This window comes from Streptomyces sp. NPDC007264, assembly GCF_042869095.1.
In the GTDB taxonomy this organism is placed as follows: domain Bacteria; phylum Actinomycetota; class Actinomycetes; order Streptomycetales; family Streptomycetaceae; genus Streptomyces.
The window spans coordinates 39,337-63,233 of sequence record NZ_JBIAFD010000014.1; the positions used below are offsets into that span (position 1 = coordinate 39,337).

General features: G+C 73.7%; 21 protein-coding genes and 1 pseudogene. 11 read left to right on the forward strand and 11 right to left on the reverse strand.

Annotated elements, in window-relative coordinates:
• The first annotated feature begins 30 nt into the window (after positions 1-30).
• A complete protein-coding gene (locus ACFYMU_RS23415) occupies positions 31-1,359 on the forward strand; it encodes an MFS transporter (protein ID WP_388376336.1) in 1,329 nt (442 codons plus the stop codon).
• Positions 1,360-1,416: 57 nt separating this feature from the next.
• Here ACFYMU_RS23415 and ACFYMU_RS23420 read toward each other — a convergent pair whose 3' ends face one another.
• The 4 genes from ACFYMU_RS23420 to ACFYMU_RS23435 form a co-directional block, all read right to left on the reverse strand.
• Positions 1,417-2,022, reverse strand: a complete 606-nt coding sequence (locus tag ACFYMU_RS23420) for a flavin reductase family protein (RefSeq protein WP_388376339.1) — start codon at positions 2,020-2,022, stop codon at positions 1,417-1,419.
• Positions 2,023-2,075: 53 nt separating this feature from the next.
• The gene (locus ACFYMU_RS23425) at positions 2,076-2,915 is read right to left on the reverse strand and encodes an enoyl-CoA hydratase/isomerase family protein (RefSeq protein ID WP_388376341.1); all 840 of its coding nucleotides are present in this window, start codon (positions 2,913-2,915) and stop codon (positions 2,076-2,078) included.
• 64 nt (positions 2,916-2,979) lie between these two features.
• Positions 2,980-5,205 carry an acetate--CoA ligase family protein gene (locus ACFYMU_RS23430; protein WP_388376344.1) on the reverse strand — a complete coding sequence of 742 codons (2,226 nt, stop codon included), beginning with the start codon at positions 5,203-5,205 and terminating at the stop codon, positions 2,980-2,982.
• A 135-nt stretch (positions 5,206-5,340) separates the two neighbouring features.
• Complete coding sequence (locus tag ACFYMU_RS23435) at positions 5,341-6,549, reverse strand: flavin-containing monooxygenase (protein WP_388376347.1); 1,209 nt, start codon at positions 6,547-6,549, stop codon at positions 5,341-5,343.
• Positions 6,550-6,897: 348 nt separating this feature from the next.
• On the opposite strand from ACFYMU_RS23435, the gene ACFYMU_RS23440 reads away from it, so the two are divergent.
• From ACFYMU_RS23440 to ACFYMU_RS23455, 4 genes are read left to right on the forward strand one after another with little or no spacing between them, the layout of a single operon-like run.
• Positions 6,898-7,350 (forward strand): DoxX family protein, encoded by a 453-nt coding sequence (locus ACFYMU_RS23440; RefSeq protein ID WP_388376350.1) that lies wholly within the window; start codon positions 6,898-6,900, stop codon positions 7,348-7,350.
• On the forward strand, positions 7,347-7,760 hold the full coding sequence (locus ACFYMU_RS23445) for a Zn-ribbon domain-containing OB-fold protein (protein ID WP_388376352.1): 414 nt from the start codon (positions 7,347-7,349) through the stop codon (positions 7,758-7,760). The genes ACFYMU_RS23440 and ACFYMU_RS23445 overlap by 4 nt, the downstream gene beginning before the upstream one ends.
• Before the next feature lie 31 nt (positions 7,761-7,791).
• Complete coding sequence (locus tag ACFYMU_RS23450) at positions 7,792-8,415, forward strand: GNAT family N-acetyltransferase (protein WP_388376355.1); 624 nt, start codon at positions 7,792-7,794, stop codon at positions 8,413-8,415.
• A gap of 56 nt (positions 8,416-8,471) precedes the next feature.
• Positions 8,472-9,356 (forward strand): GNAT family N-acetyltransferase, encoded by an 885-nt coding sequence (locus ACFYMU_RS23455; protein ID WP_388376357.1) that lies wholly within the window; start codon positions 8,472-8,474, stop codon positions 9,354-9,356.
• 57 nt (positions 9,357-9,413) lie between these two features.
• Here ACFYMU_RS23455 and ACFYMU_RS23460 read toward each other — a convergent pair whose 3' ends face one another.
• Both ACFYMU_RS23460 and ACFYMU_RS23465 read right to left on the reverse strand, forming a co-directional pair.
• Positions 9,414-10,079 carry a pyridoxal 5'-phosphate synthase gene (locus ACFYMU_RS23460; protein WP_388376360.1) on the reverse strand — a complete coding sequence of 222 codons (666 nt, stop codon included), beginning with the start codon at positions 10,077-10,079 and terminating at the stop codon, positions 9,414-9,416.
• Between the two features lie 195 nt (positions 10,080-10,274).
• A complete protein-coding gene (locus ACFYMU_RS23465) occupies positions 10,275-11,450 on the reverse strand; it encodes an acetyl-CoA acetyltransferase (protein WP_388376362.1) in 1,176 nt (391 codons plus the stop codon).
• A 100-nt stretch (positions 11,451-11,550) separates the two neighbouring features.
• On the opposite strand from ACFYMU_RS23465, the gene ACFYMU_RS23470 reads away from it, so the two are divergent.
• Both ACFYMU_RS23470 and ACFYMU_RS23475 read left to right on the forward strand, forming a co-directional pair.
• Positions 11,551-12,726: an acyl-CoA dehydrogenase family protein gene (locus ACFYMU_RS23470; protein ID WP_388376365.1), complete on the forward strand. Its 1,176-nt coding sequence runs from the start codon at positions 11,551-11,553 to the stop codon at positions 12,724-12,726.
• Entirely contained in the window at positions 12,723-13,196 is a 474-nt protein-coding gene (locus tag ACFYMU_RS23475; RefSeq protein ID WP_388376368.1) for a nitroreductase family deazaflavin-dependent oxidoreductase, read from the forward strand. Before ACFYMU_RS23470 ends, ACFYMU_RS23475 begins: the two co-directional genes overlap by 4 nt.
• 141 nt (positions 13,197-13,337) lie before the next feature.
• On the opposite strand, the gene ACFYMU_RS23480 is transcribed toward ACFYMU_RS23475, so the two are convergent.
• The gene (locus ACFYMU_RS23480) at positions 13,338-13,985 is read right to left on the reverse strand and encodes a TetR family transcriptional regulator (protein ID WP_388376372.1); all 648 of its coding nucleotides are present in this window, start codon (positions 13,983-13,985) and stop codon (positions 13,338-13,340) included.
• Positions 13,986-14,306: 321 nt separating this feature from the next.
• Here ACFYMU_RS23480 and ACFYMU_RS23485 point away from each other — a divergent pair.
• Together ACFYMU_RS23485 and ACFYMU_RS23490 are read left to right on the forward strand one after the other, a co-directional pair.
• Positions 14,307-14,677 (forward strand): annotated as a pseudogene (locus tag ACFYMU_RS23485) (hypothetical protein).
• A 246-nt stretch (positions 14,678-14,923) separates the two neighbouring features.
• The gene (locus tag ACFYMU_RS23490; protein ID WP_388376375.1) at positions 14,924-17,257 is read left to right on the forward strand and encodes a PQQ-binding-like beta-propeller repeat protein; all 2,334 of its coding nucleotides are present in this window, start codon (positions 14,924-14,926) and stop codon (positions 17,255-17,257) included.
• A 261-nt stretch (positions 17,258-17,518) separates the two neighbouring features.
• Here the strand turns inward: ACFYMU_RS23490 and ACFYMU_RS23495 are convergent, their stop codons facing one another.
• Genes ACFYMU_RS23495 through ACFYMU_RS23505 form a run of 3 tightly spaced genes read right to left on the reverse strand, consistent with a single transcriptional unit; the run spans position 17,519 to position 19,947 of the window.
• A complete protein-coding gene (locus tag ACFYMU_RS23495; protein WP_388376377.1) occupies positions 17,519-18,307 on the reverse strand; it encodes an enoyl-CoA hydratase/isomerase family protein in 789 nt (262 codons plus the stop codon).
• Entirely contained in the window at positions 18,304-18,720 is a 417-nt protein-coding gene (locus ACFYMU_RS23500; protein ID WP_388376666.1) for a Zn-ribbon domain-containing OB-fold protein, read from the reverse strand. Before ACFYMU_RS23500 ends, ACFYMU_RS23495 begins: the two co-directional genes overlap by 4 nt.
• Before the next feature lie 24 nt (positions 18,721-18,744).
• Positions 18,745-19,947, reverse strand: a complete 1,203-nt coding sequence (locus ACFYMU_RS23505; RefSeq protein ID WP_388376380.1) for a lipid-transfer protein — start codon at positions 19,945-19,947, stop codon at positions 18,745-18,747.
• A 107-nt stretch (positions 19,948-20,054) separates the two neighbouring features.
• On the opposite strand from ACFYMU_RS23505, the gene ACFYMU_RS23510 reads away from it, so the two are divergent.
• Complete coding sequence (locus tag ACFYMU_RS23510) at positions 20,055-21,668, forward strand: FadD3 family acyl-CoA ligase (RefSeq protein WP_388376383.1); 1,614 nt, start codon at positions 20,055-20,057, stop codon at positions 21,666-21,668.
• A gap of 73 nt (positions 21,669-21,741) precedes the next feature.
• Here ACFYMU_RS23510 and ACFYMU_RS23515 read toward each other — a convergent pair whose 3' ends face one another.
• Complete coding sequence (locus tag ACFYMU_RS23515; RefSeq protein ID WP_388376385.1) at positions 21,742-22,368, reverse strand: TetR/AcrR family transcriptional regulator; 627 nt, start codon at positions 22,366-22,368, stop codon at positions 21,742-21,744.
• Between the two features lie 252 nt (positions 22,369-22,620).
• Here ACFYMU_RS23515 and ACFYMU_RS23520 point away from each other — a divergent pair, with 252 nt between their 5' ends.
• Complete coding sequence (locus ACFYMU_RS23520; protein WP_388376388.1) at positions 22,621-23,754, forward strand: FAD-dependent oxidoreductase; 1,134 nt, start codon at positions 22,621-22,623, stop codon at positions 23,752-23,754.
• Positions 23,755-23,897 lie beyond the last annotated feature (143 nt).

Here is a 23,897-nt window from a genome sequence, read left to right on the forward strand (position 1 = left end):
CGTGCGGCCGCCGGCCCGAAGCTCTAGGGCGTGACTCAGACAACCGCCACCGCCTCGACCCCCGGGACACCCCGTCCCGCCGGGCCCGGCCGTCCCCGGCGACGCCGCCCGGCCCCGCACCGCGCGTGGTTCGTCGCCGCCGTCACCTTCGTGACGATCGTCGGCGCGGCGGCCTTCCGCTCGCTGCCGGGCCTGCTGATCGACCCGCTGCACCAGGAGTTCCACTGGTCGCGCGGCACGATCGGCGCGGCGGTGTCGATCAACCTCGCGCTGTACGGTCTGACCGCGCCCTTCGCGGCCGCCCTGATGGACCGCTTCGGCATCCGCCGGGTCGTGGCCGTGGCGCTCGCGGTCATCGCGCTCGGCTCGGGCACCACCGTGTGGATGACGGCGGCGTGGCAGCTCCTGATCTGCTGGGGCCTGCTGGTCGGACTGGGCACCGGTTCGATGGCGCTGGCCTTCGCGGCCACCGTCACGAACCGCTGGTTCGCCGAGCGGCGCGGTCTGGTGACCGGCATCCTCACCGCCGCCTCGGCCTCGGGGCAGCTGGTCTTCCTTCCGGTGCTGTCCTGGATGGTCGAGGACCACGGCTGGCGCCCGGCCGCGGTGACGGTCTCGCTCGCGGCGCTCGCGGTCATCCCCTTCGTGTGGCTGCTGCTGCGGGACCATCCGGCGGACGTGGGCCTGAAGCCGTACGGCGCCGCGGAGTTCGTGCCGAAGCCGCAGCCCGCGCGCGGTGCCGGGCGCCGGACGGTGACCGTGCTCCTCTCCGCGGTGCGCACGGGCCCGTTCTGGCTGCTGGCGGGCACGTTCGCGATCTGCGGGGCCTCGACGAACGGCCTGATCCAGACCCACTTCGTGCCGGCCGCCCACGACCACGGCATGCCGATCACGGCGGCGGCCTCGCTGCTCGCCGTCGTCGGCGTCTTCGACGTGCTGGGCACGATCGCGTCGGGCTGGTTCACGGACCGCTTCGAACCGCGCCGCCTGCTCGCGGTGTACTACGCCCTGCGCGGCGTGTCGCTCCTCTTCCTGCCCATGCTCCTGGCCCCGGCCGTCCACCCGTCGATGATCTTCTTCATCGTCTTCTACGGCCTGGACTGGGTCGCCACGGTGCCGCCGACCCTGGCGCTGTGCCGGGAGCGGTACGGCGAGGACAGCGCCATCGTCTTCGGCTGGGTCCTCGCCTCGCACCAGGTCGGCGCGGCCCTGGTCGCCGTCCTCGGCGGCGTCGCGCGCGACACGTTCGGCTCCTACGACGTGGTCTGGTACGCGTCGGGTGCGCTGTGCGCGGCGGCAGCCCTGATGGCCCTGGTGATCCGGCGCCGTCCGGCGGGCCGCGCACCGGTCCCGGCCTGAGCGGGCCCCGAGCGATTCGTCCGGTGCTGTGGCCGGCAAACCTTCCCGGTCACAGCACTAGAGGAAGCGTCCCTTGTGGAAGAGCAGGGGCGCGGCCTCGTGGTCGCCGGTTCCCAGCGCCCCGACCCGGCCCACCACGATCAGATGGTCGCCGCCGGTGTGCACGGCGTGGATCGCGCAGTCGATCCACGCCGCGGCGCCCGCCAGCCGGGGCGAGCCGGAGAACGGCGCCGGTTCGTGGTCGACCCCGGCGAACTTCTCCCCGCCGCTCACCGCGAAACCTCGGCACAACTCGGCCTGCCGGGCGGTCAGCACGTTCACGCAGAACACGCCCGCGCGGGCGATCCGGGGCCATGTCGTCGACGTGCGGCCGACCATGAACACGACCAGCGGAGGGTCGAGGGAGAGGGACGAGAACGACTGGCAGGCGAAGCCGGCCGGGCTCGCCTCCCCGTCCGCGGCGGGCGCGGTGATCACGGTGACGCCGGACGCGAAGCCGCCCAGGACGCGCCGGAACTCGCCCGGGTCGACCGGTGCGCGCTCGTCGTCGCCCACGGCCCGCAGGTGGGGCCTCGGCAGCGCTTCGGCCGGCCCCGCTGCCGTGGGCGCTCCGACCGACCTGAGGTACCGGACGGCGGTGGCCGCCATCCCCGCGTGTCCCATCACATCGACCATTGAAACTGACGCCTCGTCAGAAGTGAAGCCCCGCGGGTGGCTCAACGGCCCCGGTAGCGGGAGGTGCGGCGCTCGACGAAGCTCGCCACACCCTCCCGCGCGTCCGCCGTCGTCATGTTGATCTCCTGCGCCGCGGCCTCGGCGGCGAACGCGGTGGCGCGGTCACCGTCGAGGGAGGCGTTGACCAGTTGCTTCGTCAGCGCGAGCGCGCGGGTGGGGCCCGCGGCCAGGCGCTCGGCCCAGTCGCGTGCGGTCTTCTCCAGGGCGTCCGCCGGCACCACCCGGTTGACCAGGCCCAGGCGTTCCGCGTCCGCGGCGGTCAGCGCGTCGCCGAAGAACATCAGCTCCTTGGCGCGCCGCGGCCCGATCAGCCGGGGCAGCAGATAGGCACCGCCGCCGTCGGGCACCAGCCCCCGCCGCACGAACACCTCGATGAACGCGGCCGAGTCGGCGGCCAGCACCAGGTCGCAGGCCAGGGCGAGATGCGCGCCGAGACCGGCCGCGGTGCCGTTCACCGCGGCGATCACGGGCTTCTCGCAGTCGAGGACCGCGGCGACCAGCCGCTGGGCGCCCCGGCGGATGGTCCGGGCCACATCGCCGGGGATCCGTTCCCCGGCCGCCGACCCGCCGCGCAGGTCCGCGCCCGCGCAGAAACCCCGCCCGCGGCCCGTGAGGACGACGGCGCGCACGTCCGGGTCGGCGGAGGCGTCGAGGAAGCCGCGGATGAGGTGTTCGCGCAGGTCGGGGGTGATGGCGTTGAGGGCGTCGGGGCGGTTGAGGGTCAGCCAGGAGACATGGTTGTCAGTGGTGTGCAGTACCAATGAATCAGCCGAATCAGGGTGATCGGCGGCGTCGGCGGACATCACGGGGGAGTCGGACATGGGAGTACTCCGTTTCGTACGGGCATTCGTACGGGCAGGGGCGGACATCGCGCTCAGGCCGCGCTCAGCGGCACACCGCCAGCGCGTCCAGGGCCACGGCTCCCTGGCCCCTGGGCAGCACCATCAGCGGGTTGATGTCCAGCTCCTCGATCGCGTCCCCGAGTTCGAGTGCCATGCGCTGGACGCGCAGCACGACCTCGACCAGCGCGTCGAGGTCGGCCGGGGGGCGCCCCCGCACCCCGTTCAGCAGAGCCCGCCCGCGCAGCTCCGAGAGCATGTCCTGGGCCTGTTCCTCGCCGAAGGGCGGCACGCGCACGGCCGTGTCGCGCAGCACCTCCACGAGCACACCGCCGAGCCCGACGGTCACCGTCGGCCCGAAGAGCCCGTCGTGGCAGACGCCGACGACCATCTCGACACCGGCCTCCACCATCTGGCACACGAGGACGCCGTCGAGCGGGATCCCCTCGTAGCGCGCGATGTCGGTCAGCTCCCGGTAGGCGTCCCTGACCTGGCTGGCGGAGGTCAGTCCGACCTTCACCAGGCCGAGTTCGGTCTTGTGGGCGATCCGCGCGCCGGACGCCTTCATCACCACCGGGTAGCCGACGAGCCCCGCCGCGCGCACGGCCGCCGCGGCACTGGTCACCAGCTGCTCGCGCGGCACGCGGATGCCGTACGCCCGCAGCAGCTGCTTCGCCGCGTGCTCGCTCAGCTGCTGCCCCGGCCGCATCAGCGCCTGGGCCTTGCGGAAGGAGGGAGAGTGGGTGCGGGGCGCCTCGTCGAAGGGGGAGCGGTAGCCGCGGACGAAGCGGTGGTGGTCGAGATGGGCGCGGACGGCGGCGATGCAGTTGCCGACGGTGCGGAAGGTGGCCACGCGCGAGGAGCCGAGCAGCGTCTCGCGGTAGGCGTCCTCGGTGCCGACCGGCGACCCCCACACCACGCACACCAGCTTGTCCGTGTGCTCCGCCGCGTCCACGAGATCCTGCACGAGCTTGTCGCTCAGCGGAGGGAAGGGCCCGGTGACGGGGCAGATGAGCACCCCCACCTCGGGGTCGTCGAGAATCGCGTCGATGATCTTGCGGCCGCGCCAGTCGCCCACCGGGTGGCCGCCGTTGTCGACCGGGTTGGCGACGTTCAGATAGTCGGGTATCCACTGGTGCAGCTCGGCCTGCTTGGCCTCGGACAGGACCGGCAGGCGCAGGCCCGCCGAGGCCGCCAGGTCCGCGACGTGCGCGCCCGTGCCACCCGAGATCGAATAGATGACCACGCCCTCGGCACGCGGGGCGCGCGCCCGGGCCAGCAGGGCCGCGGTGTCCTGGAGTTCGTCGAGGGTGTCGACGCGGATCACGCCGTACTGCCGCATCGCCGCGTCGACGACCTGGTCGGCGCCGGTCAGCTTGCCGGTGTGCGAGGCGGCGGTGCGGGCGCCGGTCTCCGTGCGGCCGACCTTGACCGCGACCACCGGCACACCCCGGTGTGCGGCCCGGTCCGCGGCGAGGAGGAAGGAGCGGCCGTCCTTCAGCCCCTCGATGTAGCAGGCGATGGCGCCGATGCCGGGCTGTTCGGCGAAGTAGGAGATGAAGTCGGCGGTCTCCAGGTCGGCCTCGTTGCCGGTGGGGGCCCAGTGGGACAGCCGCACCCCCAGCTCCTGCAGGCCGAAGACGGGCCTCCCCTGGTGCCCGGACTGAGTGATGAGCGCGATGGCCGGCCCGTCGAGGTCGTCCCGGAACCGCTCGAAGGCGTTGAGGTTGGTGTTGGGTCCGAGCAGCCGTATCCCGGACCGTGCCACGGTCTCGGCGAGCCGGGCCTGCGCGGCGGCGCCCTCCTCACCCGTCTCGGCGAAACCGGAGGCGAAGGCGACGGCGAACTTCACCTTGGCGGCGCCGAGTTCCTCGATGAGGGGAAGAGGGTCGGAGACGAGCAGCACGGCGAGATCGACCTGTTCGGGCAGGTCCGCGACGGAGGGGGAGCAGGGGACCCCGAAGACGGACCGACGGGTGGGGTGCACCGGGTGCAGCCGGGCACCGACGCGCTCGGCCCAGGCCAGCAGCTGCCGGGTGATGCCGGTGTTCGGCCGGCCCTCGGCGTCCGAGGCGCCGATCACGGCGACGGACTCGGGCCGGAAGAACCGGTCCAGATCGGGCACGTCGGCGTGCAGCGGCCGCCCGCCGACATCGAGGTCGCCGGCATCGGCCGGCCTGCCGTGCACGACGGGGGAGGGTCGCTCGCCGCAGGCGATGACCCGGGCCCGGCGGGAGTCGGTGGTGAGGGTGCCGTGGGTTGATCCAAGCATCGGTCCGCCCGCTCCTGTGTGACAGCATTCAATAACTGACGCAGTGTCAGATTAGTTGAACTGATACGCCGTCAGGAACTGTCCTGCACGCAAAAGACGCGTGAGTCCGTACGGGCCTGCCCGGACCCGTCCGCCTCAGGGGGCCGGGCGGGGCCGTTCCGTGCGTTCCGCGCGGTGCGCCACCGCCTTGGCGATCTTCTCGGCGTCGATGGCCAGTTCGCGGAACATGCCGCTGATCGGGTTGGTGAAGCCGGTGAAGTACAGGCCGGGGGCCGTGCGCGGGCAGCGGGCGCCGTGGACGACCGGCCTGCCGTGGGCGTCCAGGACCCCGAGGTGACCCACCAGGTCCTCCAGGGCGCGGACGTACCCGGTGGCGGCGATCACGGCATCGGGCTCGATCCGGCTGCCGTCGGCGAGGACCACCTTGCCGCCGTCGAAGCCCTCCACGGCCGCCACGATCTCGACCCGTCCCGCGCGCACGGCGTCGACGAGCCCGACGTCCTGCACGGGAATGGCACCCTCGGTGACCCGGGAGTAGAGGCCGGTGCCGGGCCTGGGCAACCCGTGCGCCGACAGGTCCGGCACACTGATCCGCGCCAGCGGCCGGGCCAGCCGGTCGACGAGCCGCACCGGCAGCCGCCGTACCAGGATTCCGGAGAACTGTGCCGCCCACCCGGCGGTGGACCGGCGCACGATGTGGGGTGCCGTGCGCACCGACAGCCGCACGCGCGAGGCCCCGCCCTCCGCCAGGTCGACGGCGATCTCGGCGCCGGTGTTGCCGACACCCACCACGAGGACGTCCCGCCCGGTGTACGGCTCGGGGTTGCGGTACTCGCGGGCGTGCAGCAACTCGCCCGTGTAGGCGTCGCGGCCCGGCCGGTCGGGCATGCGCGGGGTGTGGTTGTGGCCCGTGGCGACGACGACCGCGCTCCCGGTCAGCCGGCGGCCACCGGTCGCGTGCAGCAGCCAGCCGGTGCCGTCCGGCGCGGGTTCGACGCGTGAGACCTCGACGCCGGTGACGATCTCCAACTCGTGGTGCTCCGCGTACTTCTCCAGGTAGCGCACCACGTTGTCGCGCGACACCCACCGCCCGAACCTCCGCGGCATGGGCAGGCCCGGCAGACCCGACAGCCGTCGCGTGGTGTGCAGGTGCAGCCGGTCGTAGTGGCGCCGCCAGGACGCCCCGACCCGGTCGGACTTCTCCAGTACGACGGCCCGCAGGCCCCGGGCGCGGAGCGCGTACGCCGCGGCCAGCCCGCCCGGGCCGCCGCCGATGACGTAGACCGGCCGGTCCTCGTGGGCCGGCACCACGGGGCGCGACGAAGCGGAAGTCGAGTCGGACATGAGCGCGAGCGTAACCACGTGCAGCGTTGATGGGTATCGGTCAAGACCGGAATCGGTTGCGAATTGATCACGGGTGTAGGGGAAGTGGGTGCGGGTGGTGGCGGAGACCGACCGGTCGTGGTGGACCGGTGGACGGATCTGTTCGCGGGCGGGGGCGGGCACGGGCGGGGGTACGGGCCCGTCCTTGTCTGCGTCCGCTCGCCGGCCCGGGCTCGTCGGCCCGGGCTCGCCGGCCCGTGCCCGCCCGTCCGTCCGCGCTCACCCGTCCCGTCCTCTTGCGCGTACCCCACCGGTGCGCTGAACTGACGTACCGTCAGAAAGTCGGGCCCGGTGGAAGGCGGACGCTTCATGGACACGATCTGGCTCACCGGCGCGGAATGGCTCGCCGTGCTCCGTATCGGGCTCGGACTGTGGTGGCTGGAGAGCTGGCGCCACAAGGACAAGAAGGCGTGGTTCGAGCGGGGCACCGGCATCGCATGGGCCGCCGACGTCGCCGCCAAGCACCGCTGGGCGGCGGTGCGCAGCGGCTTCGACACGGTGGTCGCGCCCCGGCCGCGGACGATGGCGTACGTCGTGGTGTACGCCGAACTGGCCCTCGCGCTCGGCCTCGTCGCCGGCTTCCTGACCCCGGTCGCGCTGGTCGGGGGCCTGCTCCTCAACCTTCTCTACTTCACCCTCATGATCCACGACTGGGCCGAACAGGGGCAGAACTCCATGATGGCGCTGATCTCGGCGGTGGGGCTGTTCGGGATGTCCTGGCAGACGTGGTCGCTGGACGCCGCGCTGGGGTGGTTCCGGTGACCGGGCCGTCGGACGGCGGGCCCCGCTTCGACGTCCCCGAGCCCGATGCGTTCACCCGCCCGTACTGGGACGCGGCGGCGGAGGGCCGGCTGCTGGTGCGCCGCTGCCGCACCTGCGGACGCGCCCACCACTACCCCCGGGAGTTCTGCCCGTCCTGCTGGGGCGAGGACGTCGTCTGGGAGCGGGCCGGCGGCCGGGCGACCCTCTACACCTGGTCCGTCGTCCACCGCAACGACCTGCCGCCCTTCGGGGAGCGCACCCCGTACGTCGCCGCCGTGGTCGATCTCGCGGAGGGGCCGCGGATGATGACGGAGGTCGTGGAGTGCGCGGCGGACGATCTGCGGGTGGGCATGACGCTGGAGGCGGCCTTCAGGGAGGGAGTGCCCGTGTTCCGGCCGTGCGGGCGGTGATCGCGTCGTCCGGGATTGGTTGAATGGCCCGATGGCCGACATACGTCACACCTCCCCCGCCCGTCCCTTCCCCGAACTGCACGGCCACGGCCTGCGGCTGTGCCGCTGGAACGCCGACTCCGACGCCGACGCGGCGACATGGCTGCGCGGGCACTCCGACCCGGACTTCCAGCGCTGGAACACGCCCCTGAAGCCCGTCACGGACCTCGCCGACGCCCGCGACGCGCTGCGCTTCCGGGAGCGCAGCGCCGAGGACGGCAACTGCGCCCAGTTCCGTGTCACGGACGCCGAGAGCGGTGTGACGCTGGGGCACATCGGGGTCGGCGAGATCGACCACGTGCTGAGCGTCGCCCGCGTCGGCTACTGGGTGCTGCCCGAGGCGCGCGGCCGGCGGGTCGCCGTCCGCGCCCTCGCCCTCACCGCCCGCTGGGCCCTGACCGACCTGGGCCTCAACCGCCTGGAACTGGGGCACGCCCTCGGCCACGAGGTGTCCTGCCGGGTCGCGGAGCGGTGCGGCTTCCGCTACGAGGGGACGCTGCGCGGCGCCATGTTCGAGGCGGGACGGCGGGACGCGTTCCGTGACGTGCATCTGCACGCCCGGATCGCGAGCGACCCGGAGCCGGCGGTGCTCCGACCGGGGCCGGCGGTTCCCTGACCGGTGCCGGCCGTAAATGGCGTGCGGCCGTGCGGTGATTCACGAGACGGTGGGGCATGGCCGATGACGCGTACGACTGGCGGTTCACCGAGGACCTGGACGAGTTCCTCGGGTGTGCCGGGGCTTTCCTGCGGTCCCGGCCCGCCCTGCACACCGTGCAGCTGACCGTCGCGGAGAGACTGCGGTCGGGAGGGCGGGGCGCGTTCGGCGAGGGGACGCCGTACTTCGGCCGGCTCACGGACGGTGACGGCACCGTGCGGGCCACGGTCCTGCGGACGCCTCCGTACCAGCTCAACCTGACCGCCTTCGGTGCCGACGCCGCCGACGCACTGGCCGCGCGGCTCGTGGAGGACGGGCGCACGCTCCCGTCGGCGGGCGGTCCGGCGGAGACGGCCGCCGCGTTCGCCGCCGCCTGGGAGCGCCGCACCAAGGCCACCGCCCGGCTCGAGGAACGGCAGAGGCTCTACCGCCTCGGCACCCTCGTCCCACCCGAGCCCGCACCGCCCGGGAGCGCCCGCGTCGCCACCCCGGACGACCGCGAGCTGGTCGCGCGGTGGTACGCCGCGTTCTGCGCGGATGTCGGCGAACGGGTCGTGCCGGACGCGGACCGCTGGGCCGAGGACCGGCTCGCGTCCGGCGGGATCACGCTGTGGGAGACACCGGACGGCACGCCCGTCGCCCTGGCGAGCGTCACCCCCGAGATCGCCGGGCAGGTCCGCGTCGCCACCGTCTACACCCCCGCCCCGCTGCGCGGCCGCGGCTACGCGGGCGCCGCCACCACCGCGGTCAGTCGGGCCGCAACCGACTCGGGCGCCGAGGAGGTCCTGCTCTTCGCCGACCTCGCGAACCCCACGAGCAACGGCCTCTACCGGCGGCTCGGCTACCGCCCGGTGGCGGACTTCGCGGTGTACGCGCTCGGCGATCCCGCGACCACGACCTGACGCGCGATCAGCACCGCCCTGGCGCAGGGCACCGCCGACCGGGGCTGAAGGACGAGCTCAGGGCCACAGCAGCTCCTTGGTCCACGCCGCCTCCGTGCGGCGGTAGACGAGCCGTACGTGCCGGCGTCCCGCGTCGCCCTGGAAGAACTCCACCCGCTCCGGCCTGAGGCGGTAGAGCGTCCAGGACGGGACCGGGGCGTCCGGTTCGCGCCGTGCCCGCTCCCAGGCCGCGTCCGAGGCCCGCGCCAGCTCCTCCACGGAGCCGAGCACATCGCTCTGACGGCCGGTGAGCGCGGCGGCCAGCGCGCCGGTCGAACGGGCGTGCAGGTCCGCCTGCCCCTCCGGCACCGGGGCGGTCGTGACCGGGCCGCGCAGCCGGATCTGGCGGCCCTGGGCCGACCAGTAGAACCCGAGGGCGGCATACGGCCGCGCGGCCAGCTGCCGTCCCTTGTGGCTGCCCGCGTGCGTGGCGAACGCCCAGCCGTCCGCGTCGGCCCCGTGCAGCATCACGATGCGGACGTCCGGGGTGCCGTCCGCGTCGGCGGTGGCCAGCGACATGGTGTGCGGCTCGGGTTGGCCCGCCGCCACCGCCTGCGCGAACCACTCCGTGAACAGCGCGAGCGGCTCCGCGGGCGCCGCCGCCGGGTCGAAGGAGGGCAGCTCGGTCGTCGCCGGGTCCCACACCCGCAGGGACCTGAGCAGGTCGTGGAGATCGGTTGCCATGTCCCGAGTATCACGTGCGGGTCCGCACGCGGGGCTGCCGGGTGCCGAGCTGCCGGGTGCGGGGCCGCGGGGCTGAGACCGCCGGTCCGTCGGGTGTCGAGCTGTCGGATCGCCGGGTGCGGGGCCGCGGGGCCGAGATCGCCGGTCCGTCGGGTGCCGAGCTGCCGGACGCCGGGCGCCGGGTGCCGGGCCTGCTCACCCCCGTCCCAGCACCACCGTCCCCGACGAGCAGAACCAGCCGCCCGTCCCCGACGCCACGGCCAGCTCCGGAAGCCGCCCGCCGTCCTTGCGGACCTGCCGTTCGCCGGCCTCCCCCCGCAGCTGCCGCACCGCCTCCACCAGCAGGAACAGCCCCCGCATCCCCGGATGCTGGGCGGAGAGACCGCCCCCGTCCGTGTTCACCGGCAACTGCCCGCCCGCCACCAGCAGCCGTCCCTTCTCCACGAACGCCCCGCCCTCGCCCTTGCCGCAGAAGCCGAGGTCCTCCAGCGTCACCAGCGTCATGTAGGTGAAGGCGTCGTAGATCTCCGCGAAGTCGACCTCCTCGGGGCGCACTCCGGCCCGGGCGAAGGCCAGGCGGCCGCTGACCGCCGCGGGGGACACGGTGAAGTCCGGCCACTCCGACATCGTGGTGTGCGACACGTGCTCCCCGCTCCCGAGCACCCACACCGGGGCCGTGCGGCAGTCCCGTGCGATGTCCTCCGCGACCAGCAGCACCGCCGCGCCGCCGTCGGACCGTATGCAGCAGTGCAGCTTGGTGAAGGGGTCCGCGACCATCGGGCCGGACAGCACCTCGTCCACGGTGACCGGGGTGCGGAACATGGCCTCCGGGTTCGCCGCCGCGTTCGCGCGCGCCTGCACCGCCACTTCGGCCAGCTGCTCGATCGTCGTGCCGTACTCGTGCATGTGGCGGCGCGCCGCCATCGCGTACTTGGCGATCAGCGTGTGGCCGTAGGGAACCTCGAACTGGAGGGGGCCGCGGGCGCCGAAGGAGAGGTTGCCCGTGCGCCGGCCCGCCCTGATGTCCGCACGGGCCGTGGAGCCGTAGACGAGGAGGACCGCCCGCGCACGGCCCTCGGCGATCGCGTCCGCCGCGTGGGCCGCCATGACCTCCCAGGTCGAGCCGCCGACGGACGTGGAGTCGACCCAGGTGGGCCGCAGACCGAGGTACTCGGCGACCTCGGCGGGGGCGAGGGTGCCGAGCCCCGCCGAGGCGAAGCCGTCGATCACCGAACGGTCCAGGCCCGCGTCCGCCAGGGCGCGGCGGGCGGCCTGGGCGTGCAGGGCGTACGGCGTCGCCTCGTCCACCCGGCCGCAGTCGGACAGGGCCACACCCACGATCGCGGCCTTCCGGCCGGTCACAGCAGTCATGGATCTGACGGTACATCAGATTATGCCGTGACGGACCTGTGCAGGCGTGCGCCCGGCGCCCTAACATGACGCATCGTCAGATGGAGAAGGGACCCCGCCCATGGACGCCCGCTTCACCGCCGAACAGGACGAGATCCGCCGCACGGTGCGGGAGGCGCTGGCCAAGCGCTGCGGACCGGACGACGTCCGAGCCGCGGTGCGCACCGACGCCGGACACGACGCCGCCCTGTGGGCCACCCTCGCGGGACGGCTCGGCCTGGCCGGGCTCGCGCTCCCGGAGGCGTACGGCGGCGTCGGCTGCACCACCACCGAACTCGCCCTCGCCTGCGAGGAGGTCGGGCGCACCCTCGCCCCCTCCCCGCTGCTGTCCACGACCGTCCTCGCCGCGCCCCTGCTGCTCGCCCTCGGCACCGACGCCCAACGCGCCGAACTGCTGCCCCGCCTCGCCTCGGGCGAGCTGACCGCCGCCCTCGCCGTCCCCGGGCCGGCCCTGGGCACCGCGCTGGCCCTCGTCGACGGCAACCGCGGTGACTGGGCGGGCGGCGGGCGCGCCGGGGGTGTGCAGGCGCGGCGGGCGGACGACGGCTGGCGGCTGTACGGGGAGGCCTGCCAGGTGCTCGACGGGCACAGCGCAGGGCTGCTCGTCGTCGCCGCCCACGCCGGGGGCTTCGTACGCTCGCGGACCCTGCTCTTCCTCGTGCGGGAGGGCGCAGTGCGCACACGGCAGACCGCCCTCGACGCGACCCGTCCCCAAGCCCGCATCCAACTGCGCGACGTGAAGGCCGAGTTGCTGGGCGCGGACGGAGCCGATGTGGCCGGGGCGCTCGCCGCCGTCGGGGACCGCGCCGCCGCCGTCCTCGCCTGCGAGGCCGTGGGCGCCGCAGACCGGGCGCTGGAGCGGACCGTCGAGTACGTCAAGCAGCGGCGGCAGTTCGGGCGGGCGATCGGGTCCTTCCAGGCCGTCAAGCACCGGCTGGCCGACGTGTACGTCCAGGTGCAGGCGGCTCGCTCGGCGGCCTACTACGCGGCCTGGGCGAGCGCGCGGGGGGAAGCGGTCGGCGGGCTCGCCCTCGCCCAGGCCCTCCAGACGCTGCGCACCGCCGCGGCCGAGGCGGTCCAGCTCCACGGCGGCATCGGTTTCACCTGGGAACACGAGGCGCATCTGTATGTCAAGCGCTCGGCCGGCGACGAGTCGCTCTTCGGCCCGGTGCACCGGCTGCGGGCCCACGCGGCGGGCGCGGCCGGGCTCTTCGAGCAGAGGGAGGTGGCGGTATGACCACCGTCGGTGCACGGATCGTGCAGAAGGTGTCCGCCACGCGCGCCTTCGCCAAGGTCGCGCCGCACGTCGTGCCCGCGCTGGACCGCGCGGTGCACCGGCTGACGCGGGGGAAGGTCCTGCTCAGCGCCCGGATGCTGCCGGGCGTCGTGCTCACGGCCACCGGTGCGAAGAGCGGACTGCCGCGCCGTACGCCGCTGGCCTGCATGCCGGAGGAGGGCGGCAGTTGGATCCTCGTCGGATCCAACTTCGGGCGCACCGGCCACCCCGCCTGGACCGCCAATCTCCTCGCCCACCCCGACGCCTCGATCAGCTGGAAGGGGCAGGACATCCCGGTCAGGGCGCACCTGCTGGAGGGAGCGGAGCGGGAGGCGGCCTGGCGGGCCGCGCTGGAGTTCTGGCCGCCGTATGCGACGTACCAGACCCGGGTGGAACGGGAGATCCGGCTCTTCCGGCTCGTGCGGCGGTGACCGGGCCCCTCCGGGCCCCGAGGACCCGGGGCGGGTACGACGGCCCGGCGCCCGGACATGAGCAGCGGGCGGTGGCCCACCGGAGTGAACCACCGCCCGTATGACAGAACGTGAGAGCCCGGAGCGGCCAAGCCGCCCTTCCTATTTGGTCGGCTTCCTGCCGGTCACACCCAGATGCACCAACAGCGCCAGGTTCGGCTTGAGTTCGGCCTGTTTCACACCCCAGGACTGGAAGCCCTTCTGGTGGGAGGACACGGAGGCGAGCATCGCCACGAGCGAGCCCGCCACGGCCGCCGCGTTCACGTCCTTGTCGACCCGGCCCCTGGACTGGAGGTCGGAGATCGAGCCCGCGAGGGAGTTGTTCACGGAGTTCAGGATCTTCATACGGAGCTTGTAGAAGCGCTTGTCGCCCTCGGCGGCGCCCAGGTCGACGACCCGCAGGATCGCGTCGTGCTTGCGCCAGAACTCCAGGAATCCGTCCACGAGTTCCTGCGCCGTCTGCCAGCCCGCCTTGCCGACCCACGAGCGCCCGTCGAGCAGCTCGGTCAACGCGGCGCCCTCCGCGGCCATTTGCTCGGCGATCTCCAGGACGGCGCCCTCCACGTCCGGGAAGTACTGGTAGAAGGTCGCCGGCGATGTCCCCGCCTTCCGGGCGACGTCGATGACTTTGACGTCCCGGTAGGGCGATGAGCTGAGCATCTCGCTGAGGCAGTCGAGCAGCTTCTGCCGGGTCGCCTGCCCGCGCCGACCGGCCACGCGGCCGTCGACGGTACGCACTTGTCCTGTCATGCCGTCAGCTTACCGAGGGGTGATCGGAGCGCGATTCGGCCGACTGCAAATGGGGAGTGCGGGGGTGGATGAGGTCGTCCCCGGCCCCTGAGGAGGGAGTATCCCCGCGCGCGGCGCACGGCGAAGCCCACTAACTTGGCGACATGGCCGAAAACCCGCCATCGCCGCGGCCCTCGACGCCACAGCGGCCGTAGCCGTAGCCGTAGCCGCCGCGGGCGCCGCAGCAGCCGCAGCCGTCGCGCGGGGACGCGGGCGGGGGGGGGGGGGGGGGGGGCGGGCGGGGGCTTCCCCGAGGGCGTCCCCTGCCCGGTCGACGCCCAGCTGCCCGACGTGGAGGCGGGCGAGCGGTTCCACGGTGAGCTCTTCGGACGGACCTTCGAGGAGGCGTACGGCGCCTTCGCGCGGGCCCGTCTCGACGGCCGGCCCGTGGCCGCGCCGGCGCCCAAGCGGGACGGACCCATGCCCACCGTCCGGACGGTGTACGGCGTCCCCGCCGAGATGCCGCCCCAATGCCGCCCCAATGCCGCCCCCACCTCCTCGTCCACTTCGGCGTCCGGGACGGCCCGGCGGCGCCGGGCGCGGTGGAGCGGCTCGGCGGCCGGGTGCAGGTACCGCCGTTCGAGGCGTCGTACGGACGGGTGGCCGTCGTCACGGACAATCAGGGGGCGTCCTTCGCGCTGCTCCAGCGGTAGCCGGTGGTCGCGCCGAGGCACTTCCGGGTCGTGCGGGACGTTCCATCATGCGGGCGCCCGCTTCCCGAAAGGCGCTCCGGCGTGGTTTTGTCCTGAGACACCCCGTTCCGCCCCCGGGTTCGCAACCAGTGGCCCGGACAGGAAGAATCGGGGTGCGTGCCGCCACGGCGGTGCGGTGGTGAGACGCTGCACGGGGTCGCGTACACGAGGTGGATGACGTGACCCGTACGGGGAGGTGGCAGGCAAGTGGTGGATCAGCTGACGCAGCACGATCCGCGGCGGATCGGGCCGTTCGAGGTGCTGGGACGGCTGGGTGCCGGCGGCATGGGGCTGGTCTATCTCGCCCGCTCGGCGTCCGGCCGGCGCGTGGCGATCAAGACGGTGCGCACGGAGCTCGCCGAGGACCAGTTGTTCCGCGTGCGCTTCACGCGTGAGGTCGAGGCCGCGCGGGCCGTCTCGGGCTTCTACACGGCGGCCGTGGTCGACGCCGACCCGCGCGCGGCCGTGCCGTGGCTGGCCACCGCGTACGTGCCCGCGCCCTCGCTCGAGGAGATAGTGACCGACTGCGGGCCGCTGCCGGCCCAGGCGGTGCGCTGGCTGGCCGCGGGCGTCGCCGAGGCGCTGCAGTCCATCCACGGGGCGGGCCTCGTGCACCGGGACCTGAAGCCCTCGAACGTCCTCGTCGTCGAGGACGGCCCCCGGGTGATCGACTTCGGTATCGCCTCCGGCGTATCGAACACACGTCTGACAATGACGAACGTCGCCGTCGGTACCCCCGCCTACATGTCCCCCGAACAGGCCAAGGACTCGCGCAGCGTGACCGGCGCCAGCGATGTCTTCTCGCTCGGCTCGATGCTCGTCTTCGCGGCCACCGGACACCCTCCCTACCACGGCGCCAACCCCGTCGAGACCGTCTTCATGCTGCTGCGCGAGGGCCCGGACCTGTCCGGCCTGCCGGACGAGCTGCGCCCGCTCATCGAGTCGTGCATGCAGACGGAGCCCACCGCCCGCCCCAACCCGGCCGACCTCCAGTCCCAGCTCGCCCCCCACCTCTTCGGCTCCGGATCCGACGACAGCGGCACGGCCTCCGCGTGGCTGCCGGAGAAGGCCGTCGGCCTGATCGAGACGCGGCGCGGCGGGCGCCCGGCGGCCAAGCCCCCCTCCTCCGGCAGCCGCGGCGGCGGACGCCCGGCGGTGCCGCCCCAGCCGTCGCACGACCCGGTCCCGGTGACCGCGCCGGCGGGCGCGCCCGACGGCGGCCCGGTGCGGCTCGCGGGTGCGTCCGTGCCGATCGGCCCGGGCCCGCGCGTCGCGGACGCACGGGCCGCCGCGGTCAAGGCGCCTCCTCCCGAGGCCGGTCTGGTGGCCTCCTGGACCCGGCCCGGCACCGGCGTCAACGGTATGGCCGGGGCCGCCGTCGCGCCGCCGGCCGCGCCCCCCGAGACCGCCTCCGGCTGGCGCCCGTGGCGCTTCCGCATGTCGAACGACGTCTGGGGCACGCCGTCGGTCGCCGACGACCTCGTCTACGTCACCTCCTTCGAGGTGCACGCCCTGGACGTGGCCACGGGCCGCCGCCGCTTCAAGACCCGGGACGTGGCCTGGTCGATGGCGGTCGCGGACGGCCGCATCCACGCCTCCGACGGCCCCACCCTCTTCGCCCTGGACGCCCGGGAGGGCACGGACCTGTGGCGGCTGTCGACGGACGGCTGGGTGTACTCCCTCAAGGCCGACCGCGGCACGGTCGTCACCGGGACGCGCGGCGGCGGCGTACAGGCGTGGGAGGCGTCGAACGGCCGGCGGCTCTGGGAGGTCACCGGCGCGCAGACGGACTTCGAGACGCCGGAGGCCGGACCGGTGCTGCAGGACGGCACGGTGTACGTGTGGCGGGACGCGCGGCTGCGGGCCCTGGAGGCACGCACCGGCGAGGAGCGCTGGTCGTACCCGATCGGGGACGCGGCCTCCTGCGGCGGCGTCCCCGTGCGCCTGACGCCGGCGCCCGACGGCTACGTCTACGTCTCGGCCGGCACCCGGGTCCTGGCCATCGAGGTGTCCAGCGGCCTGGTGCGCTGGCACTTCGAGGCGCCGGCGGTCTTCCTGTGCCCGCCCACCTTCGTCCCCGGCCCCGCCGTCGCGGGCGGCGGCATCTACCTGGCGGACTACCTGGGCACGGTGTACGCCCTGGACGCGGCGGACGGCCGGGACCGCTGGCGCATCGCGACGGAGTCCCGGGCCTCCACCGAGCCGGTGCTGGTGGCCGCCGGGCACGTCCACGTCGGCAGCGGCAAGGGCCTCTACACCCTGGACGCGGTCACGGGCACCCCGAAGTGGCGCTTCCAGGCCGGTGGCGACCTCGTGGGCTCCCCCGCGGTCGCGGAGGGCCGCATCCACTTCGGCTCCATGGACCACCTGCTGTACACGCTGAAGGCCGACGACGGCCGGCTGCGCTGGAAGCTGGCGACCGGCGGCGAGATCACCGGCGCGCCGGTGGTCAAGGACGGCGTGGTGTACGCGTGCAGCAAGGACCGCTGCGTGTACGCCCTGGACGCGGAGAAGGGGACGGGGACGGCGCGGACAGCCTGAGCGGCACGGCCCTGGACGGCCGCCGTGCGGACCTCACGGAAGGGGTTCCGGACGGCGGCCGTCTTCCCTCGACGCTACGCCCCGTACACACGACGTGCCACACGGTGGCGGTTCCCGCCGGCCGACCGAGATACGGGGACGCGGGGAACGCGGGATACGGGGCGTGGGCACGGGGACGCGGGGAATGCGGGAACGGGGACGCGGGGACGCGGGGATACGGGGATACGGGGATACGGGGATACGGGGATACGGGTCCGAGGTCTACCGCAGCCGGAACTCCCCCGCGGCGCCCGCCCGGCGTCCGGCGAAGAGCTCCGCCTGCTTCTCGGCCGGCAGGTTCCCGAGCGCGATGAGCGACGGCGCCTGCGCGAAGGCGTGCGCCCGCGCCGCCTCCTGCGCCGCCCACAGGGCCCGCACGGTGCCCTGCACGCCCTCGGGCGGGTAGGAGGCGATGACGGCGGCGCAGCGCACCGCCGCCTCCACCGCACCCCCCGGCTCGGTCAGCTCGGACACCAGGCCGATCTCGTACGCCCGCCGGGCCGAGACCCGCTCGGCGGTACCCATCAGCGCCATCCGCGCCGCCTCCCCGTACGGCATGCGGTGCGCCATGTGGACGGACTCGTACGCGCTGACCATGCCGTAGGCGGTGTGCGGGTCGAAGAAGGCCGCCGTGGTGTCCGCCACGACGAAATCGCTCTCGCCGAGCAGGTAGAAGGCGCCGCCGCAGGCCATGCCGCGCACGGCGGCGATCACCGGCTTCCACAGGTCGTTCGCCTTCGGGCCGATCCGCAGCAGCGGATCGTCCACCATGTACGGGGAGGTGGGCTGGGGCACGTCCGCGTCGCGGTCGATGCCGGTGCAGAAGGCCCGCTCACCCGCACCGGTGAGCACCACGGCCCGTACGGTGTCGTCGAAGCGCAACGCGCGCCAGCAGTCGGCGAGTTCGGCGGCCAGCGACAGGTCGATGGCGTTCAGCCTCGCCGGCCGGTCCAGGGTGACGACCGCGACACCGGTGTCCCGGTCGGCGGCGATTCGCAGCCCCCCGCTCACGGCCGCTCCAGCACCCACCGGGGCGTTCCGTCCCCGTCGAAGACGACCTGGACCTTCGCGCCGATGCGGACGCGGTCGGGGGGAACCGAGTTCAGGGGCGCGTCGGGACCGGTGACGAGGTTCCCGACGAGCCGGATGCGTGGCGCCTCGGCGAGCTCCACCACGATCACGTTGTACGGCGCCTGCGCCGCGTACGCCGGAAGCAGCGGTGGATGCGGCACGACGTACGACCAGATCCTCCCCTTCCCGCTCGTCGGCTGCCACTCGCTCGCGAACGACTGGCAGTGCGGGCAGCAGGGCCGGGGCGGGAAGCGCGGCTCGCCGCAGTCGGCGCACGCCTGGACGCGCAGTTCGCCCCGGGCGGCGTACTCCCAGAACGGCGCTCCGTCGTCGTCATGGACGGGCGCGAGCAGGGTGTCGGACATGGCTCGGCTCCTTCAGTTCCTGAGCAGGAGGGCGGAGGTGGGGACCCCCTCGCCGGCGGTGACCAGACAGGTGGCGGCGCCCGGGACCTGGGCGGTGCTGGTCCCCCTCAGCTGCTTCACGCCCTCGGTGATGAGGTTGAAGCCGTGGACGTACGCCTCGGACAGCCCGCCGCCCCCGGTGTTGATGGGCAGCCGCCCGCCGATCTCCAGGGCGCCCCCCTCGGTGAACGCCCCGCCCTCCCCCTTGCCGCAGAAGCCGTAGCCCTCCAGGGAGAGCGGTATGAGGGGTGTGAACGCGTCGTAGATCTGTGCCACGTCCACGTCGTCCGGGGTGAAGTCGGCGTGCTTCCACAGATGCCGGGCGGCCGTCCAGGCCGGTCCGGTCAGCGGGTCGTCGTTCCAGTAGTTGACCATGCCGTGGTGCTGGGACGGCAGCCCCTGAGCCGCGGAGTGGACGTAGACGGGGCGGTGCCGGCCGTCGCGGGCCCGCTCGGCGGACACCACCACGCACGCCAACGCCCCGTCCGTCTCCAGGCAGTTGTCGAAGAGGCAGAGCGGCTCGCTGATCCACCGGGAGGTCATATACATGTCCCGGGTGAGGGGCCGGTCGTACATGATCGCGGCGGGATTCTGGTTGGCCCGGTTGCGGCAGGCGAGGGCGATGTTGAACAGATGGTCCCTGGTCGCCCCGTACTCGTGCATGTACCGCCGGGCGAGCATCCCGATCTCGTCCACCGGCCGCAGCAGCCCGAAGGGCCGGGTCCACTGGGCCGGGGTGGGCAGTTGGACGGCCGTGTTCTTCCACGGCCGCGGCCCGCTGCCGCGCTTGCGCGACCGCCAGGCGACGCCGACGGTCGCCTGCCCGGCGGCGACGGCGGCCGCGAGGTGCGCGACGGTGGCGCAGGAGCCGCCGCCCCCGTAGCCGACCTTGCTGAAGAAGGTGAGGTCGCCCAGCCCGAGCGCCTTGGCCACCTCCACCTCGTCGGTCTCCTCCATGGTGTACGAGGCGAGCGCGTCGACCTCGCCGGGCGCGATGCCCGCGTCGTCGAGGGCGGCGAGGATCGCCCGGCACGCCAGCGTCTTCTCGGACCCGTCGAGCCGGCGGGCGAAGGGGGTCTGCCCGATACCGACGATGGCGGTGGCGTCCTTGAGCCCTCCTGCCGCACCTCCTGCCGCACCTCCTGCCGCCCCTGCCGCTGCCCTTGCCGTTGCCATGGAGCACACCTCCGCGCTGGAGTCCTGGCGGCTGACAGGGCGTCAGGTTACAGCTAATCTGACGGACAGTCAGCTATACGTCGGTCGTCATGTGCCGGGAGGTCGTTGTGCGCGGTGACGTCGAATGGGGCAGCATTCCGGCGCTGGTGCGCGGAGCGGCCCGTCGCTACGGCGACACCGAGGCCGTCGTCGAGGGCCGTACCCGGGTCTCCTACGCCGAACTGGGCGCCCGCGTCGAGCGCGCGGCGGCGGCCTGCATCGCGAGCGGCGTCGGGATCGGCGACCGGGTGGCGATCTGGGCGCCCAACACCCTCGACTGGATCGTCTCGGCGCTGGGCGCGGTCTCGGCGGGCGCCGTCCTGGTCCCCCTCAACACGCGCTTCAAGGGCACGGAGGCGGCGTACGTACTCGACCGGAGCCGCGCGAAACTCCTCTTCGTGACGGGCACGTTCCTCGGCACGTCCTACGTGGCCTCGCTGCGGCGCGCGGCCGGCCAGGGACCCGGCGACGGCCCCCTCCCGGCCCTCCCGCACCTGGACCGGGTGGTCGTCCTGTCCGACGACGCCCCGGCCGACTTCCGCACCTGGAAGGACTTCCTGGCGAGCGGGGAGGAGGTCGGCGGAGCGGAGGTCCGGGAGCGTGCCGCGGCCCTCACCGGCGACCTGCCGTCGGACATCATCTTCACCTCGGGCACGACGGGCCGCCCGAAGGGCGCGGTGATCACGCACGCGCAGACCCTGCGGGCGTACGCGATCTGGAGCGACCTCGCGGGCCTGCGCCGCGGCGACCGCTACCTGATCGTCAACCCCTTCTTCCACACGTTCGGCTACAAGGCGGGGATCCTGGCCTGCCTGATGCGGGGCGCGACGATGATCCCGCAGCCGGTGTTCAACGTGGACACCGCGCTGGCGAACATGGCGGCGGAGCGCATCTCCGTCCTGCCCGGCCCGCCGACCCTGCACCAGTCCCTCCTCGACCATCCGTCCCGCAACGCCCACGATCTGTCCACCCTGCGCCTGGTGGTGACGGGCGCGGCCGTGGTTCCGCTGCGGCTGGTGGAACGGCTGCGCGTGGAACTCGGCGTGGAGACCGTGCTGACGGCGTACGGCCTGTCGGAGGCCGGCGGCTTCGTGACGATGTGCCGCCGGGGCGACGACCCGTCCGTGATCGCGTCGACATCGGGCCGGGCGATCCCCGGCACCGAGGTGCGGGTGGTGAACGCGAAGGGAGAGCCGCAGGAGCCGGGGATCCCCGGGGAGGTCGTGGTCCGCGGCTTCAACGTCATGCGGGGCTACTTCGAGGACGAAGCGGCCACGGCACGGGCCCTCACCCCCGACGGCTGGCTCCGCACGGGGGACGTGGGGGTCCTGGACACGTCCGGGAACCTCCGCATCACCGACCGCATCAAGGACATGTTCATCGTCGGCGGCTTCAACGCCTACCCGGCGGAGATAGAGCAACTCCTGGGCCTGCACCCGGACGTGGCGGACGCCGCGGTGATCGGGGTACCGGACGCGCGGCTCGGCGAGGTCGGCAAGGCGTACGTGGTCCGCCGCCCGGGCGCGGTCCTGACGGCCGACGACCTGATCGCCTGGTCCCGCCGGGAGATGGCGAACTACAAGGTGCCGAGGGAGGTCGAGTTCGTGCGGGAACTCCCGCGGAACGCGAGCGGGAAGGTGGTGAAGGCGGAGTTGCGGGCGGGGTCCTCGGCCCGGCGCTGAGACCGGGCGGCGGGGTGGCCCGCACGACTCGACGATCGGCCGTGGTGCGCGGCGGGGCGCCGTCGGCGCTGTGTCATGCCCCGGTCCGTGCCAGTGCGTTCCACCCGTTTTCCAGGAGCTCGAAGGCGCGGGTGATGGCCTGGCGGAGGTCCTGGTGGGTGTGGACCGCGCGGGGAGCCTCGAGGGCGAAGTGGGCCAGGGCGGTGCAGGCGGGGTCGTCCGCCGGGAGGCCGCTTTCCTGGGCGATGACCTCGGCCAGGGCCGCGGTGTGGCGCAGCCACATGTTCTGGACGTAGTCGCGCAGGGCGGGGGTGCTGTTCACCATGTCGGTGAAGGCGGCGAACCGGGCGTCGCCGTCGGCGGTGGCCAGCCGGGCGCGCAGGGCGTGTTCGCGCAGGGCCGCGGGGACGGACTGACCCTCGGGCCGCTCGCGTACGGCGGCGAGCAGGCGGGCCTCCTGCTCGGCGTCCTCGTCGAAGACGAGGGCTTCCTTGACCGGGAAGTGCTTGAACAGCGTCGTGGTGGACACGTCGGCGGCGTCCGCGATCTCACGGATGCCGACCTCGTCGTACCCGCGCTCGAGGAACAGACGCAGCGCGGCGTCGGCGATGGCCTGGCGGGTGGCGGCCTTCTTGCGCTCGCGGCGACCCATCGGTGCGGGGGAGGCGGCTGCCGCGGCGTCGGTCGTGGTGTCGGGCATACCGGGATGCTACCGCTTGGGTGGCCCGACTTCAAAAGTTGAGCTGTTGCACTTATTGGGCTGGTGTGCTTATCTGGCACTGCGGCCACGACGCACCGCCTGGCCTCCTGCCGCCCTCTGCCCGAAAGGCCCGCCCGTCGCGGCGCCGTCCGGCAAGGCCCGGCCGCCCCGGCCACCACGAGCGACCCACTGCCACTCACCTCAGCCGCACAGCGGGCACAGCCCTGCCGTGCGGCACGAACGGAGCCCTTCATGAACACCGCCCCCGCGCCCCGCATCGCCATCATCGGCGCCGGCCCCGGCGGCCTGACCTGCGCCCGCATCCTCCAGCGGCACGGCATCACCGCCACCGTCTACGACCGTGACGCCGGCCCCGACGCCCGCGACCAGGGCGGCACCCTCGACCTGCACGCCGACAACGGCCAGATCGCCCTGCGCGAAGCCGGCCTGCTGGAGGAGTTCTTCCAACTGGCCCGCCCCGAGGGGCAGGAGATGCGCCAGATGGACCCGGCCGGCACGATCCGCTCCCACCACGTTCCCAAGGAGGACGAGCGCTTCAAACCGGAAATCGACCGCGGCCAGCTGCGCCGGTTGCTGCTCGACTCCCTCAACCCCGGCACCGTCCACTGGGGACGCACCCTGAAGACCCTCGGCGGCCCCGCCGAAGGCCCCAGGCAGCTGCACTTCACCGACGGCTCCACCCTCGAGGCCGACCTCGTCATCGGCGCCGACGGCGCCTGGTCCGAGGTCCGCCGCGCCCTCTCCCCGGCCGTCCCCCGGTACACCGGCGTGAGCTTCCTCGAAGCCTGGTTCCACGACGTCGGCACCCGGCACCCCGACATCGCCGAACTGGTCGGAGGGGGCAGCGCCGCCGCAGCCGACGGCGACCGCGGCCTGTTCGCCCAGCGCAACAGCGGTGACCACATCCGCGTCTACATCATCCAGCGCGTCCCTGCCGACTGGATCACCGCCGGCGGCCTCGCTCCCGGGGACACCCACGGCATCCGCGCCCTCCTCTTGGAGCGCTACCGCGACTGGGCGCCCCGCCTGCGCCGGCTGATCGCCGACAACGACGGCCTCTACGTCGACCGTCCGATCTTCGCCCTGCCCGTCCCCCACACCTGGGAGCACAACCCCACGGTGACCCTCCTCGGCGACGCCGCCCACCTCATGCCGCCCCTCGGCGTCGGCGTCAACCTCGCCATGCTCGACGCCTGCGAGCTCGCCCTCGCCATCGCGCACCACGACACCCTCGACGACGCCGTCCGCGTCTACGAGAAGACCATGCTGCCCCGCTCCACGGAGGCGGCCCAGCTCCTCGACGGCGCCGCCGAGCACCTGCTGTCCACCGAGCGGCCCGACTTCGCCGACCACGGCAACCACTGACCGTCCCGCCCGCGCGATCGCCTCCTCCTGACAACCGAAGGTCCGCCCTGCCTCCTCAGGGCGTGCTGAGGGCAGACGAAGCTGTGGGCCAGCCGCATGGGAGAGGGAAAGCCGTGGCGGAGGCGCCCGGGGGTCGGCCGGGG